This is a genomic window from Pseudomonas sp. LBUM1679 (assembly GCF_059695565.1).
The window spans coordinates 157,497-172,214 of the sequence record NZ_CP166774.1; the positions used below are offsets into that span (position 1 = coordinate 157,497).

Below are 14,718 nucleotides of genomic sequence, written 5' to 3' on the forward strand. Positions count from 1 at the left end.
AGCACCGCGGGGTGTCAGGCTTGCAACGTTATCGTTGACGACCATCGCTGGCAAGCCAGCTCCTACAGGGGGTTTGTATTGCTGCATCCGACGCACTTATAACCTGCCAATAAGTTGATTTTCGTCAGCTACCACGTTTCTTAAAATGCTCTGGTAATCAAATCACCGGAGCTTGCAGTCAATGACTTCCCTCACGGTCACGGCACCTCTGGCCGCGGCCAGCCCGATTGCCGCCGTTACGCCACCGGTGTTCGGTCCGCGAATCATCATCGGCCTGCTGGGTGTGTTGCTGGCGGTGCTGGTGTCGGGCCTCAACGAGATGGTGACCAAGGTTGCCCTGGCCGACATTCGCGGCGCGTTGGCCATTGGCTACGACGAAGGCACCTGGCTGGTTGCCAGCTACACCGCGACCTCGGTGGCCGCCATGGCGTTCGCCCCCTGGTGTTCGGTGACGTTTTCGTTGCGGCGGTTCACCCTCTGCGCGATCAGTGCGTTCACCCTGTTGGGTGTGTTGTGCCCGTTCGCCCCGAATTACGAAAGCCTGCTGCTCCTGCGGACCCTGCAGGGCCTGGCCGGCGGCGCGTTGCCACCGATGCTGATGACCGTCGCGCTGCGTTTTTTGCCGGCCAGCGTGAAGCTCTATGGCCTGGCCGGTTACGCCTTGACGGCCACCTTCGGTCCCGGCCTTGGCACTCCGTTGGCCGGGTTATGGACCGAACATGTCGGCTGGCAATGGACCTTCTGGCAAATCATCGCACCCTGCCTGATTGCCATGGTCGCGGTGGCCTACGGCTTGCCCCAGGACCCTCTGCGCCTGGAGCGTTTCAAGCAATTCAACTGGCGCGGTTTGCTGCTGGGTTTTCCGGCGATCTGCATGCTGGTGATCGGCATCCTGCAGGGCAATCGGCTGGACTGGTTCGAGTCGAGCCTGATCTGCGGATTGCTCGGTGGCGGGCTATTGCTGTTGGTGCTGTTCCTGATCAACGAATGGTCGCAGCCGATCCCGTTTTTCAAGATGCAGATGCTCGGCATCCGCAACCTGTCGTTCGCCTTGCTGACACTGGCCGGGGTGCTGGTGGTGCTGTTGGCGGTGATCATCATTCCGTCCAGCTACCTGGCGCAGGTCCAGGGTTATCGCCCGGTGCAGACCGCGCCGATCATGCTGCTCGCGGCATTGCCACAGCTGATCGCACTGCCCTTGGTAGCGGCGCTGTGCAACCTGCGCTGGGTCGATTGTCGCTGGGTGCTGGGAATTGGCCTGAGCATGCTGGTGCTGTCGTGCATCGGCGGTTCGCAGCTGACGTCGGTGTGGATTCGCGACGATTTCTATGCGCTGCAACTATTGCAGATCTTCGGTCAGCCCATGGCGGTGTTGCCGCTGTTGATGCTCTCCACCGGTAGCATCAGCCCGCTGGAAGGGCCGTTCGCCTCGGCCTGGTTCAATACCGTGAAAGGCCTGTCGGCGGTGATCGCCACCGGTGTGATCGAAGCGCTGACCACGTCCAGGCTGCACTTTCATTCGACCATGCTGGTGGACAGCCTCGGTAACTCACCCCTGGCCGACAGCGACAGCGCGAGCCTTGCCCATCGATTGCACGAACAGGCCGTGGTGCTGACCGCTTCGGATCTTTATCTGTGCATGGCCGGCGTCGCCCTGGCGCTGATCCTGCTGATTTTCTGGCTGCCGACGCGGATCTATCCACCGCGCGCGCCGACTTGAATGCTCCACTGAAACAGAAGGTTTTTATGACGACTCAAGCAAAGCAAAAAGTGGCCGTTGGCGCCGTCGCGGTGGTGGCGGTCGGCGTGCTGGTTTATCTGCTGGTGCCGGGGATTTTCGGCCAGCGTACGCAACAGAGCACCAATGATGCCTTTGTCTCGGCGGACTTCACCCTGGTGGCGCCGCGCGTGGCCGGGTTTATCAAGGACGTGCTGGTGGAAGACAACCAGCAGGTCAAGGCCGGGCAGTTGCTGGCGGTCATCGATGACCGCGATCTGCGCGCCGCCGCCCAGGCCGCCGACGCCGAGACGCTGGTGGCGAGGGCGCAACTGCAAAATGCGCGGGCGACCCTCGAGCGTCAGACTTCGGTGATCGCCCAGGCCCAGGCCACCGTCGTTTCCGCCAAAGCCGAGGTGGCCTTCGCCGAGCATGAATTGAACCGCTACAACCACCTCGCCGGCGTCGGTGCCGGTACGGTGCAGAACGCTCAGCAAGCACGCACGCGCATCGATCAGGCCAGCGCGGGGTTAGCCAACGCCACGGCGGTACTGGCCGCGGAACGCAAGCAAGTGGAGATCCTTACCGCCCAGCGCGACGCGGCCGACGGTGGATTGAAACGGGCGCAAGCGGCGCTGGAAATGGCCAGTTATGAGCTGTCCTATACACGCATCGTTGCGCCTCAGGACGGCATGGTCGGCGAGCGTGCGGTGCGCGTCGGTGCCTATGTCACGCCCGGGAGCAAGATTCTGGCGGTGGTACCGCTCGCTCAGGCTTATGTGATCGCCAATTTTCAGGAAACCCAATTGACCGACGTACAGCCGGGACAGATCGTGCAGGTAAGCGTCGACAGCCTTGGCGGCGAAACCTTGCGTGGACGTGTCGAAAGCATCGCCCCGGCCACCGGGGTGACCTTTGCGTCGATCAAGCCGGACAATGCCACCGGCAATTTCACCAAGGTTGTGCAGCGGATTCCGGTGAAGATCGTGCTGGATGCCGGTCAGCCGCTGACTGAGCGGTTGCGGGTGGGGATGTCGGTGGAGGCGAGGATCGATACGGCGAGCGCTGGCGAGCATGAGGTTGCTCAAAGATGAAGATTTTTGTCGACTGTTCGGGCGCCTTCGCGAGCAAGTCGGATCGCCGCACCGCCGCTCCCACATTGGATCTGCTGAGTGCCCAAGCTTCATGCACAAAAGGAGATCCAGTGTGGGAGCGGGCTTGCTCGCGAAGAGGCCGGCTGCCTCAGCTAACCCTGTGCGCCTTACTCGTCATGAGCCTTTCAGCCTGCACCGTCGGCCCGGACTTCCAGAAACCTCAGGCGCAACAAGTCGCCGAGTGGTCGAAGCCGTCAAAAGCCGCCGCCAGTCAAGCCGTCACCGAAACCATGGGCGAACGCTGGTGGGAGGTGTTCCACGACCCGAAACTCTCGGCCCTGATCCAACGCGCCCAGATCGACAACCTCGACCTGAAACTCGCCAGCAGCCGCTTGCAGCAAAATCGCGCTGCACGTCAGGTAATTACTGCTGAGCGTTACCCAAATACCGCCGCCACGGGCAGCTACGGGCGTAAACGCAACAGCGGCAAAGGCCTGAACGATCCGTCGGGCAACAACGGCGACTCGGCATTCAATCTGTGGGACGCCGGCTTCTCCGCGTCCTGGGAGCTGGACTTCTGGGGCCGGGTGCGCCGCGAAACCGAGGCCGCCGATGCCACCCTGGAAGTCGCGGAAAATGACCGCCGCGGCGTGCTGCTATCAGTCCTCGCCGAAACCGCCCAGGACTACATACAGCTACGCGGTGTGCAAAGTACCCGAGTCGTCACCGAGCAGAACCTCGACGTCGCCCGCCATAGCCTGAAGCTCTCGCAGCTGCGCCTGGCCGACGGCGTCGCCACCGATCTGGATGTCGCCGAGGCCGCTGCGCAGGTCGCCGCCATCGAATCGCGCCTGCCGGCACTGGAGCAACGTCAGTCGCAACTGATCAACGCCCTCAGCCTGCTGATGGGCGAACCACCGCAAGCACTGCATGCCGAGTTATCTACAGAAGCCCCGGTACCGCAAACGCCGCGTCAGGTCGCCATCGGCCTGCCGTCGCAATTGGCCGAACGCCGCCCGGACATCCGCCAGGCCGAAGCCCGCCTGCATGCCGCCACCGCCAGCATCGGCGTGGCCAAGGGCGATTTCTATCCGCGGATCACCCTGTCGGGCAATGTCGGCGCCCAAGCCATGCAGCTGAGCGATTTTGGTTCCTGGGGCTCGCGCTCATTCGGTATAGGTCCGCAGTTCAGCCTGCCGCTGTTCGATGGCGGACGCTTGCGCGGCATGCTGCATCTGCGTGAAGCACAACAGCAGGAAGCGGCACTGGCTTATCAGCAAACCGTACTGCGCGCCTGGCATGAGATCGATGATCAACTGTCCGCCTACAACGCCAGCCAGCTGCGCCGCGACCGCCTTGCCGAAGCGGTACGCCAGAACCGGATCGCCCTGCGCACCGCGCAGCAGCAATATGTGGAAGGGGTGGTGGATTTCGTCAACGTTCTTACCGTGCAGGGTGAGTTGCTGGCGACTCAACAACAAAGGGTCGAAAGCTCGACCGGGGTTTCGCTGGCGATGGTCGGGTTGTACAAGGCGTTGGGCGGGGGATGGGAGTCGGTGTACCCGGCGGTAGAGACGGTGCAGCGTTAAGGTTTGGTACGGCCAAAAGATCGCAGCCTTCGGCAGCGCCTATAAAGGCTGCGATCTTTTGAGGCCGTCACGTTCAACTCATTCCTTCGCCGACAAATTCGCCATGCCCTTGAGCAACTCGATCGGCAGCGGGAAGACGATGGTCGAGCTCTTGTCTCCGGCGATCGAACTCAGCGTCTGCATGTACCGCAGCTGCATGGCACCCGGCTGGCGGCCGAGCATTTCGGCAGCCTGCATCAGTTTTTCCGAAGCTTGCAGTTCGCCTTCGGCATGGATCACTTTGGCCCGACGTTCCCGTTCGGCTTCGGCCTGTTTGGCAATCGCGCGAACCATCGATTCGTTGAGGTCCACGTGCTTGATCTCGACGTTGGCGACCTTGATGCCCCAGGCGTCGGTCTGGGCATCAAGCACTTGCTGGATATCGACGTTCAAGCGCTCGCGTTCGGCCAGCAGTTCATCCAGTTCATGTTTACCGAGCACCGCCCGCAACGTGGTTTGGGCCAGTTGGCTGGTGGCCATGAGGAAGTCTTCAACCTGGATGATCGCCTTCTGCGGATCGAGCACGCGGAAATACAGCACCGCATTGACCTTGACCGAGACGTTGTCGCGGGTGATCACGTCTTGCGGCGGCACGTCGAGGACCACGGTACGCAAGTCGACGCGAACCATCTGCTGGACCACTGGAATCAGCAGGATCAGGCCGGGGCCCTTGACCTGCCAGAAGCGCCCGAGCTGGAACACCACCCCGCGCTCGTATTCGCGCAGGATACGAAAGGTCGACCCCGCCAGTGCAATCAGCAGTAACAGCAGCGCGGCAAAACCCAGTTGCAGGCCCATGGTTATTCTCCACCCGGCGCCGCGTCAGCCGCGGCCACTTCCAACAGTAGTCCCTTGCGTGCCACCACCCGGACTCGTTGCCCGGGTTGCAGCGGCGTGGTGCTGAGTACCTGCCACTGCTCTCCTTGCAGGTGCACCCAGCCGTTACAGGCATTGCCGGCCTGCAACGACATCACTGCGGTCACGCTGCCAACCAGTCCTGCATCCCCACTGACGGTGTGGCGCGGCCGGGTTTTCAGGGCGTGGATCAGCAGGAAGATCAACAACAGGGCACTGATCAGTCCCAGGCCGATCATCAGCGGCACTGGCACCTCGGTATTGGTCAGGATCACCGCGCCGATCACGAACAACACAATGCCGCCCAAACCGATCACGCCGTAATTGGGCAGTGCCGCCTCGGCAATCAGAAACGCGATGCCAAACGTGATCAGCCAGATCCCGATGGGGTTGGGAGTCAGCAGGACCACCGTGTCCGCGGCGAAGACCGATCCGCTCAAGGCCAACAACAGCGCAACCGCACAGCAACGAATGTTCACTTGACCCTCCCTGCAGGAGCGAGCTTGTTCCGGGCGGCGTTCCGACGATGAACCTGAGAGCACCGTGCTGATTCAGGCAGTGCGCGTTGGCTCATCACTTCATACAGTCTAGTCGAGCTATTAATTGTACGAATTTTGATCAGTTGTTGACGTTGTCCGGTGGGCAGATTTCCCTCTTGTTTGCAGCAGCGGGCCTAGACTTTCAGTACAGAGAAAAAGCGTTAACCATCGTCCACCAGACACTGTCTGCGGACATCGAGGTGCATCATGCGTATGGCAAGAACCGTGCAGAGAAGCCTGGAAAAGGCTCAATGCGAATATGACATCGTCACCCACCCACACTCGGCCAGCAGCCTCGAAACGGCGCGGGTCGCGGGCATTCCTGCCGAACGGGTGGCGAAATCAGTCATTCTCGACGATCACCATGGTCATTACCTGATGGCCGTGCTCCCCGCCAGCCGCCACCTGGACCTGAGCAAAGTTCGCAGCAGTGGCGAATGGCAGGTCTCACGGGAAAGCAATCTGCCGCACCTGTTTGATGATTGCGAACGCGGCGCTGTGCCCGCCTTGGGTGAGGCCTATGGGCTCGATGTGGTTATCGATCCGCTGCTGACCCGGCAGAAAGATATTTATCTGGAAGCCGGCAACCACACCAACCTGCTGCACATGAACATGCCGGAGTTTCTGAAAATGGTGCCGCATGCCGAGGTGCGGGAGTTGAGTAGTTGAGTGTTGCAGCGCCCGTCGTATCGCCATCGCGGGCAAGCCGCTCCCACAGGTGATCACATATCCCTGTGGGAGCGGGCTTGCCCGCGATTGACCGCGCAGCGGTCATCCCATCATCAAGTCATAACGAAGGAACCCGACATGGAATCCCCAACCCACAGCCTCCCCTCGCTCTTCAAACAACTCGGCCTGCCTGATGACGCCGAAAGCATCGATAAATTCATCGCCACGCATTCACCGCTTAAACCGGAACTGCATCTGGCGGACGCTTTTTTCTGGAACGAGAGCCAGGCGGAGCTTTTACGGGACGAGATTCTGGATGACGCGGATTGGGCGGAAGTGGTGGATCAGTTGGACGTGCTGCTGAGGAAGGGGCGGGGGGTTTAAACCTGACCGGATGTAGGCTTGATGGTCGATACAAATTTGTTACAAAACTTGACCGGCTTTCCCTGCAGATGTCATATTGATAGTTAGCAAACTAACAGTGTGTATTGTCCTTCGTGCCGAAAACCCTCGACGCTCTCCAGATGAACATCAGCAGCTCCATGGTGGTGGCCGCCCGGCATTGGCGCAAAATCTGCCAGACCACGCTGGTCAACTATGGCATCTCTGAAGCCTGCGCCGTCCCGTTGTTGATGATCGGGCGTCTGGGCGAGGGTGTGCGGCAGGTGACGGTCGCGCAGGCAGCGGGGATGGAGAGCCCGTCCCTGGTGCGTCTGCTGGATCAACTGTGTCATGCCGGCTACGTCTGCCGTACCGCAGACGCCCATGACCGGCGCGCCAAATGCCTGAGCCTGACCGAGACCGGTCGGGAGTTGGTACAGGCCGTCGAAATCGAATTGGTGCGCTTGCGTCACGAAGTGCTCGAAGGCATCGAGCAGAGTGATCTGGAAGCGGCACTGCGGGTTCTCAAAGCCTTTGAATCGGCCAATCATTCACCGGTGGCCAATTCTTGAACGGTTTTTTCACCGGCATGCCCCCGGCCCGGGACTGGTTCTACGGTGTGCGTACGTTCGCGGCATCGATGATCGCGCTGTACATCGCCATGCTCATGCAAATGCCCCGTCCCTATTGGGCAATGGCCACGGTCTACATCGTTTCCAGTCCATTCGTCGGCCCCACCAGCTCCAAGGCGCTGTACCGCGCTGTCGGCACCCTGCTTGGCGCCGCCGCCGCGGTTTTTTTCGTGCCGATGTTTGTCCAGAGTCCGTATGTGTTGGTGGTGGTCATCGCGCTGTGGACCGGGACGCTGCTGTTTTTGTCCCTGCACCTGCGCACGGCCAACAGTTACGCCCTGATGCTGGCGGGTTACACCTTGCCGCTGATCGCCTTGCCGGTGGTGGATAATCCGCTGGCGGTATGGGACGTGGCGGAAGCGCGCACTGAAGAAATCTTTCTCGGTATCGCCGTTGCGGCGGTGGTGGGTGCGATGTTCTGGCCAAGGCGGCTGGCGCCGGTGTTCAACGATTCGGTGAGCAAATGGTTTACCGATGCTTCGACCTACAGCCTGCGATTCCTCAGCCGCAGCGTGCAGCCGGACGAGGTCAGCGCCCTGCGTTCATCGATGGTCGCGACATTCAATACCCTGGAATTGATGATCGGCCAGTTGCCCCATGAAGGTGCGCGGCCGCAAACCGTGCGCAACACCAAGGAACTGCGCGGGCGCATGATTCACCTGTTGCCGGTGATCGACGCGCTCGACGACGCGCTCTATGCCCTTGAACGGCGCACCCCCGAGCTGGTGGCCAGGTTTTCGCCGCTGCTGACTGCAACCACCGAGTGGCTTGGGCAGCAGAATGCCGACCTCGGCCGTTGGCAGGCACTGAAAAACCAGCTCGAAGCCCTGCAACCCTCCGCGGAGGCCTTGGACGATCGCAAGCAGTTGCTGTTTTCCAATGCCCTGTACCGTCTGGGTGAGTGGATCGATTTGTGGCAGGACTGCCGCAGCCTGCAATACGCCATCCAGTGCGAAAGCCAGGACAGCTGGCGGGCGGTGTATCGGCACTGGCGGCTCGGGCGGTTGTCGCCGTTTCTCGACCGTGGGCTGATGCTCTATTCGGCGGCGTCCACGGTCACTGCGATCATTGTCGCGTCGGTGCTGTGGATTCTGCTCGGCTGGACCGACGGTGGCTCCGCGGTGATTCTGGCGGCGGTGGCGTGCAGCTTCTTTGCCTCGATGGACGATCCGGCACCGCAGATCTACCGGTTCTTTTTCTGGACGGCGATGTCGGTGCTGTTCGCCAGCCTCTACCTGTTCTTGATCCTGCCTAACCTGCATGACTTCCCGATGCTGGTGCTGGCATTCGCCGTACCCTTCATCTGCATCGGCACCCTCACGGTAAAGCCCCAGTTCTACCTGGGCATGCTGCTGACCCTCGTCAATACCTCGTCTTTCATCAGCATTCAGGGGGCCTACGACGCGGACTTCCTCAGCTTCGCCAATTCCAACCTTGCCGGCCCCGTGGGTTTGCTGTTCGCCTTTGTCTGGACCCTGATCGCGCGGCCGTTCGGTGCGGAACTGGCGGCCAAGCGCCTGACCCGTTTCAGTTGGCGCGACATTGTCAGCCTCACCGAGCCGGCCTCGTTGGCCGAACACCGGCAGTTGGGCGTGCACATCCTCGATCGCCTGATGCAGCATCTGCCGCGGCTGGCCATGACCGGCCAGGACACGGGCATCGCGCTGCGCGAAGTACGTGTGGCGCTGAATCTGCTCGACCTGCTGGCCTATACACCGCGAGTGATCGGCGTACCACAAGTGCTGTTGCATCAAGTGGTGGCCGAAGTCGGCGAATACTTCAAGGCGTGCCTCAAGGCCGGCGAACGCTTGCCAGCGCCGAGCCCATTGTTGATGACTCTGGACCGCACCCGTCGCGCCCTTGACACCGAGTGCGATGAGGGCGCCCGTCTGCATTTGCTGCACGCCCTGAGCGGCTTGCGCCTGGCATTGCTGCCGGGTGTGGAGTTCGTCAGCGCAGGCGAACCTGAAGAACCGCTGCCCCATGGCATCGATGGAGCGCCTTTATGATCGGTGATCTGGATCTCAGCGGGGTGTTCCTGCCGACGCTGCTGGTGCTGATGGGTATTACGTACATGTTGTACCTGTTGGTGCACGGGTTGCTCACGCGCCTGCACTTTTACCGTCTGGTCTGGCACCGGGCATTGTTCAACGTGGCTCTCTACGCTTTGCTGCTCGGCGCCGTGGACTCACTCAGTCGATACCTGATGACATGAAAAAACCGTTTTTGACCCTCGGTCGCGTGGTGCTGACCCTGCTGATCGTGACCTTTGCCGTTGTCGTGGTCTGGCGCATGGTGATGTATTACATGTTTGCGCCCTGGACCCGTGACGGGCACATCCGTGCCGACATCGTGCAGATCGCTCCGGATGTCTCCGGGCTGATCCAGCAGGTTGCGGTGCGCGACAACCAATTGGTGAAACGTGGCCAGGTGCTGTTCAGCATCGACCAGGACCGCTTCAAACTGGCCCTGCGCCAGGCCAAGGCCGCAGTTGCAGACCGTCAGGAGACCCTGGCTCAGGCGCAACGGGAAGCCAAACGCAACCGTGGCCTCGGCAATCTGGTGCCGGGCGAGCAACTGGAAGAAAGCCAATCCCGGGTGGCTCGTGCGGAAGTGGCGCTGATGGAAGCCCAGGTTGCCGTGGATAGCGCCCAGCTCAACCTCGACCGCTCGACCATCCGCAGCCCGGTGGATGGCTACGTCAATGACCGTGCGCCGCGCAATCAGGAATTCGTCACCGCCGGACGCCCGGTGTTGTCGGTGGTGGACAGCAATTCCTTTCACATCGATGGCTATTTCGAAGAGACCAAGCTGGATGGCATTCATGTCGGTCAGCGCGTCGACATTCGGGTGATCGGTGACCGTGCACGCCTGCGCGGGCACGTGGAAAGTATCGTCGCCGGCATCGAAGACCGCGATCGCAGCAGCGGCAGCAACCTGTTGCCCAACGTCAACCCGGCGTTCAGCTGGGTGCGGCTGGCCCAGCGGATTCCGGTGCGGATCGCCTTCGACGAGGTGCCTGCGGACTTCCGCATGATTGCCGGCCGCACGGCCACGGTGTCGATTATTGACGATCAGACCGAGGAGCCCGCGAGATGAGCAAGGCTTCGGGTTGGGTGGTCGTCGGATTAGGCTTGCTGCTGTCGGCCTGTCAGGTGGTCGGGCCGGATTATCACCTGCCGGATGAAGCTGCCGTACACCGTGAAGATTTTCAGGGCGAGTTGGCGATGGATGGCAAAAATGTCGTTTCGGCACCGGTGCCCGGGGATTGGTGGCGCCTGTATCGGGATCCACGTCTTGATCAGCTGGTCCAGCAAGCCATGGCCTCCAACACCGATTTGCGCGTGGCGGCGGCGAACCTGTCCCGGGCCCGCGCTCTGGTCGACGAGGCTCAGGCTGCCGGTGGCTGGAGCGGTGGGGTGAAAATGGGGGCCCAGCGTTTACAGGAGTCCGGCGAAGCGTTCCTGCTGGCGGATAAAGTGCCGGTGGCCAACGTAGGTGACATCGGTATTACTACCTCGTATCAGTTTGACCTGTTCGGTACGTTGCAGCGCGGGATCGAAGCGGCCAAGGCCAATGCCGATGCGACTCAGGCCGCGGCGGATACTGCCCGAATCACCCTGGTGGCCGACGTCGTTCGGGCTTACACCCAAGTCTGCGCGGCCAACGAAGAGCGAGAAATCGCCCAGCACTCTCTCGACCTGCAAGCCCAGAGCACCACGCTGACACAACGGTTGCGTGACGCCGGGCGTGGCGATGAAACCCAGGTCACCCGCTCGCAAACCCAATTCAAGTCTTTGCGCGCCGACATGCCTCGCTATGAAGCGGCGCGCCAGGCTGGCCTGTTCCGCTTGTCGATGCTGCTGGCTAAACCGCTGGATCAGCTACCGGCCGGTACCGCCAGCTGCGCCGAGCTGCCGAAAATCGCGCAATTGTTGCCTGTGGGTGACGGCGTCACCTTGCTCAAACGCCGTCCCGACGTGCGGCAGGCCGAGCGCCGACTGGCTGCCGCGACGGCCGGCATTGGTATCGCCACCGGTGAGTTGTACCCGGACATCAGCATCGGCGCGACGGTCGGTACCGTCGGCATTCTGGAGAACCTCGGCAAACCGGCGACCAATCGCTGGGGCTTCGGCCCATTGCTGACCTGGACCGTTCCATCCAACGGCTCCCGGGCGCGAATCCGCGAGGCCGAAGCGACGACCCAGGGCGCGCTGGCGCATTTCGACGGCGTGGTGCTCAACGCCATCCGCGAAACCCAGACCGGCCTGGCCCAGTACTCCGCCTTGCTGCAGCGCCGCGACGCCTTGGCGGACGCAGAGCAGTCAGCGCAACTGGCCGCGGACCAGACCCACCGCTTTTTCACCGCCGGTCGCGCCTCGTTCCTGGCCGATCTGCAAGCCACGCGCACTTATACCGACGTACGGGCGCAATTGGCCGCCGCCAACACCCAGGTTGCCATGAGCCAGATCGATTTGTTCCTGGCGTTGGGCGGTGGCTGGGAAAGCGGACGAACGCAAGCCTCGAACCCCGGCAAACCCTGAGGCCGTTGCTATGCTTTGACTTGATGAGATCGCTTGCCGAGCTCATCGATCCAGGCACGCGTTGGTCATGGGGATACCAATAATGAAAAACCCTTATGCTCCCGGCTTCTGGTGCGCTATTGCGGCGTTGGTGCTGCTCTCGGCCACTTATTTCTACGGCATCATGCTGGCCCATCAAATCGACAAGGCACTGATTTTCCTCGACAGCGCCACTGCGCTGATTGCCGTGATGGCTATCGTGGTAGTGGCCTGGGCGTCGGTCCAGAGTCAGCGCATAAAAAAAAGACAATGTGAACAAGGCAAGACCCTGGTGCTGATCTGGGACACCAAGGTGGCGTTGCGTCGCGTCGAAACGGTGTTTGACCGGTATTTCTGGGGCAGTTACTGGCAACCGGGGCGCACGTTCCAGGAGGTCATGGGCGAACTCACCGGCACACCGCTGGAAAAAAGCCTCGAAGCGTTGAAAAAGCAATGTCTGGAGCTGGACAAGCAGATCGCCGAAGACGGCCGGCACTGGCTCAATAACGCCCGTGAACTCGCCGATGTCGCCACCGCCATGGCCCGAGAGCGCTATCAACTGGACTTCTGCGACCCGCGCGCGCAAGTGACGGGCGGGGCGGTGATCAATCGCGATTTTGAGGTGCTGGTTTATACGTGGACGGCGCGGCTCAAGAGCTTTGATCATCAGCTGGATGAGATTGAGGTCCAATATTCCTGACTTATGTCGCTTGCACTGACGCTATCGCGGGCAAGCCCGCTCCCACAGGTTGAGCGCAATCCCTGTGGGAGCGGGCTTGCCCGCGATGGCGATCTCATGACCACCGAAACTCTTACCCCCCACGCATGGTCCATAGACACTCTTTAACCTTTAATCATTGGGGCGCCCGGTGCGCCTGATGCTAATCTGCATTCCACTTTTCAGCGGAGTCGAGCCGTAACCCGTCAAGGGTTCAGGGAAGACGACCACACCTTCAACAACGGACATTGACTGGGTAACTCATGAATAAATCAGCAGGCGTGCTTCTGGGAATTGTCGTCGCCATCGGTGTCATCAGTGCCGGCGGTGCCTGGTACACCGGTACCAAGCTCGAAGGCGTGCTCAACACCTCGATCGCCGACGCCAACAAGGAATTGCAGGCCGCGCTGGTGGGTTCCAACGGCACGGCGTCCCTGGAATTGGTGTCGCTGGAGCGCAATGTATTCAGCAGCACCGCGCATTATCGTCTCAAGGGCGAAGGCGAAATGTTCGGCGAAGCACCGGTAGAACTGTTATTCGTCGATCACATCGAACATGGTCCGCTGCCGTTTTCACGCCTGGTATCGCTGAAGTGGCTGCCGGTCATGGCCACCAGTCACTACGAACTGGAAAGAACCCCGACCACCGAAAAATGGTTCGTCGCGGCCAAGGACAAATCCCCGCTCACTGGCTTGGTCAACATCGGCTACGACAATTCCACCAACGGCACCCTGCAAATGCTGCCGCTGGACGTGGCCCTGGATGACAAGTCCAACCTGAAGTTTTCCGGCCTCAACCTCGACGTCGCTGCCAGCGCCCAGGCGCAGAAGGTCAAGGCCAACGGCTACATGGATAGCCTGACGCTGACCACAGTGGCTGAAGACCAGACGCCGGTGAAGGTTGAGCTGAACGGCCTGACGTTTGCCAGCAACCTGGAAAAAAGCACCTACGGCTACTACACCGGCGAGAACACCCTTGAGCTGACCGACAGCCAAACCACCTTCGGCGCCCGGCAGTCGATACTGGGTTTCAAGAAATTTGAAATGAAGAACAAGACCGAGGAATCGGGCACCAGCGCTTCAGGGCGTGCCGATTACAAGGTGGGCGAAGTGTCCTTCAACGGCAAGACGGTCGGCTCTGCGCAGATGGCCATGAGCCTGAAGAACCTCGACATCCCGGCGACTCAGTCGCTGGTGCAGATTTACCAGACCAAACTGCAACCGTACGAGAAAGCCGCCGCTGAGGCCGCTGCCGCCGGTGAACCCGTGCCAGAGCTGGTCCTGACCCCGGCCGAAGAGGCCCAGGTCAAGACCGGTCTGGAGAAATTGCTGGCTGCCGGTCCGCAGATTGCTCTGGAGAATCTGTCGTTCCACACCACCAACGGTGAAAGCCGCGCCAATCTGGTGCTCGACCTGACCAAGCCCAAGTCGATGGACTTGCCACCGGATCAACTGACCCGGCAACTGATCGCCCTGCTGGACGTCAATCTGCAGGTGTCCAAGCCCATGCTCGTTGATTTGCTTAGCGTCCAGGGGCAGATCGACGGTCAGACCGATGCCAAGCTGATTGCCGACCAGGCCACCGCCACCGCCGACATGTTCAGCAGCATGGCGGTCGGTGCCCAGCTCGCAAAACTCGAAGGCAGTAGCATCGTCACCAAACTGCACTACGCTAACAATCAGGTGGAGTTCAACGGCCAGAAAATGACGGTCGAAGAATTTGCCGGCTTCGTGATGAGTAAGCTTGGGGGGGCTGGAAACATCCAGTAAAACCGGGGCTTACACACCGCACGCCCGGCCTCTGCTCCCAAGCAGACGTCGGGCGTTTTGCTGTCTGGCATTTGAGACGGGACGATGGATGACGCCTGCAGTTTCACGAATCTGAACAATTATTGTGTTCCCAATTACCCAGCGAGTTCGCATG

14 protein-coding genes are annotated in these 14,718 nt (G+C 61.1%); 12 read left to right on the forward strand and 2 right to left on the reverse strand.

The features are described 5' to 3' along the window. Window positions 1–181: 181 nt before the first annotated feature. From ACA062_RS00720 to ACA062_RS00730, 3 genes are read left to right on the forward strand one after another with little or no spacing between them, the layout of a single operon-like run. Window positions 182–1,720, forward strand: coding sequence for an MFS transporter (locus ACA062_RS00720; RefSeq protein WP_497454801.1), 1,539 nt, complete (start codon window positions 182–184; stop codon window positions 1,718–1,720). A 26-nt stretch (window positions 1,721–1,746) separates the two neighbouring features. Beyond that, window positions 1,747–2,811, forward strand: a complete 1,065-nt coding sequence (locus ACA062_RS00725; protein WP_497454802.1) for an HlyD family secretion protein — start codon at window positions 1,747–1,749, stop codon at window positions 2,809–2,811. After that, entirely contained in the window at window positions 2,808–4,400 is a 1,593-nt protein-coding gene (locus ACA062_RS00730; RefSeq protein ID WP_497454803.1) for an efflux transporter outer membrane subunit, read from the forward strand. Before ACA062_RS00725 ends, ACA062_RS00730 begins: the two co-directional genes overlap by 4 nt. Window positions 4,401–4,478: 78 nt before the next feature. Here the strand turns inward: ACA062_RS00730 and ACA062_RS00735 are convergent, their stop codons facing one another. Both ACA062_RS00735 and ACA062_RS00740 read right to left on the reverse strand, forming a co-directional pair. Next, window positions 4,479–5,237 carry a slipin family protein gene (locus tag ACA062_RS00735; RefSeq protein ID WP_128873913.1) on the reverse strand — a complete coding sequence of 253 codons (759 nt, stop codon included), beginning with the start codon at window positions 5,235–5,237 and terminating at the stop codon, window positions 4,479–4,481. A gap of 2 nt (window positions 5,238–5,239) precedes the next feature. Continuing rightward, window positions 5,240–5,773, reverse strand: coding sequence for an NfeD family protein (locus ACA062_RS00740; protein ID WP_497454804.1), 534 nt, complete (start codon window positions 5,771–5,773; stop codon window positions 5,240–5,242). 267 nt (window positions 5,774–6,040) lie between these two features. Here ACA062_RS00740 and ACA062_RS00745 point away from each other — a divergent pair, with 267 nt between their 5' ends. The 9 genes from ACA062_RS00745 to ACA062_RS00785 all read left to right on the forward strand — a co-directional run bounded on the left by ACA062_RS00745 (window position 6,041) and on the right by ACA062_RS00785 (window position 14,564). Continuing rightward, window positions 6,041–6,502 carry an aminoacyl-tRNA deacylase gene (locus ACA062_RS00745; protein ID WP_307343119.1) on the forward strand — a complete coding sequence of 154 codons (462 nt, stop codon included), beginning with the start codon at window positions 6,041–6,043 and terminating at the stop codon, window positions 6,500–6,502. Window positions 6,503–6,640: 138 nt separating this feature from the next. Further along, window positions 6,641–6,886: a DUF2789 domain-containing protein gene (locus ACA062_RS00750; protein WP_095054509.1), complete on the forward strand. Its 246-nt coding sequence runs from the start codon at window positions 6,641–6,643 to the stop codon at window positions 6,884–6,886. A 140-nt stretch (window positions 6,887–7,026) separates the two neighbouring features. Then, window positions 7,027–7,455: a MarR family winged helix-turn-helix transcriptional regulator gene (locus ACA062_RS00755; protein WP_497454805.1), complete on the forward strand. Its 429-nt coding sequence runs from the start codon at window positions 7,027–7,029 to the stop codon at window positions 7,453–7,455. Further along, a complete protein-coding gene (locus ACA062_RS00760) occupies window positions 7,452–9,524 on the forward strand; it encodes an FUSC family protein (protein ID WP_497454806.1) in 2,073 nt (690 codons plus the stop codon). The genes ACA062_RS00755 and ACA062_RS00760 overlap by 4 nt, the downstream gene beginning before the upstream one ends. Then, window positions 9,521–9,730, forward strand: coding sequence for a DUF1656 domain-containing protein (locus tag ACA062_RS00765; RefSeq protein ID WP_497454807.1), 210 nt, complete (start codon window positions 9,521–9,523; stop codon window positions 9,728–9,730). The genes ACA062_RS00760 and ACA062_RS00765 overlap by 4 nt, the downstream gene beginning before the upstream one ends. After that, window positions 9,727–10,614 carry an efflux RND transporter periplasmic adaptor subunit gene (locus ACA062_RS00770; RefSeq protein WP_497454808.1) on the forward strand — a complete coding sequence of 296 codons (888 nt, stop codon included), beginning with the start codon at window positions 9,727–9,729 and terminating at the stop codon, window positions 10,612–10,614. Before ACA062_RS00765 ends, ACA062_RS00770 begins: the two co-directional genes overlap by 4 nt. Further along, the gene (locus ACA062_RS00775; RefSeq protein WP_497454809.1) at window positions 10,611–12,059 is read left to right on the forward strand and encodes an efflux transporter outer membrane subunit; all 1,449 of its coding nucleotides are present in this window, start codon (window positions 10,611–10,613) and stop codon (window positions 12,057–12,059) included. Before ACA062_RS00770 ends, ACA062_RS00775 begins: the two co-directional genes overlap by 4 nt. Window positions 12,060–12,141: 82 nt before the next feature. Further along, on the forward strand, window positions 12,142–12,777 hold the full coding sequence (locus ACA062_RS00780; RefSeq protein WP_497454810.1) for an NADH:ubiquinone oxidoreductase subunit N: 636 nt from the start codon (window positions 12,142–12,144) through the stop codon (window positions 12,775–12,777). A 281-nt stretch (window positions 12,778–13,058) separates the two neighbouring features. Further along, on the forward strand, window positions 13,059–14,564 hold the full coding sequence (locus ACA062_RS00785) for a YdgA family protein (RefSeq protein WP_497454811.1): 1,506 nt from the start codon (window positions 13,059–13,061) through the stop codon (window positions 14,562–14,564). Window positions 14,565–14,718: the final 154 nt, after the last annotated feature.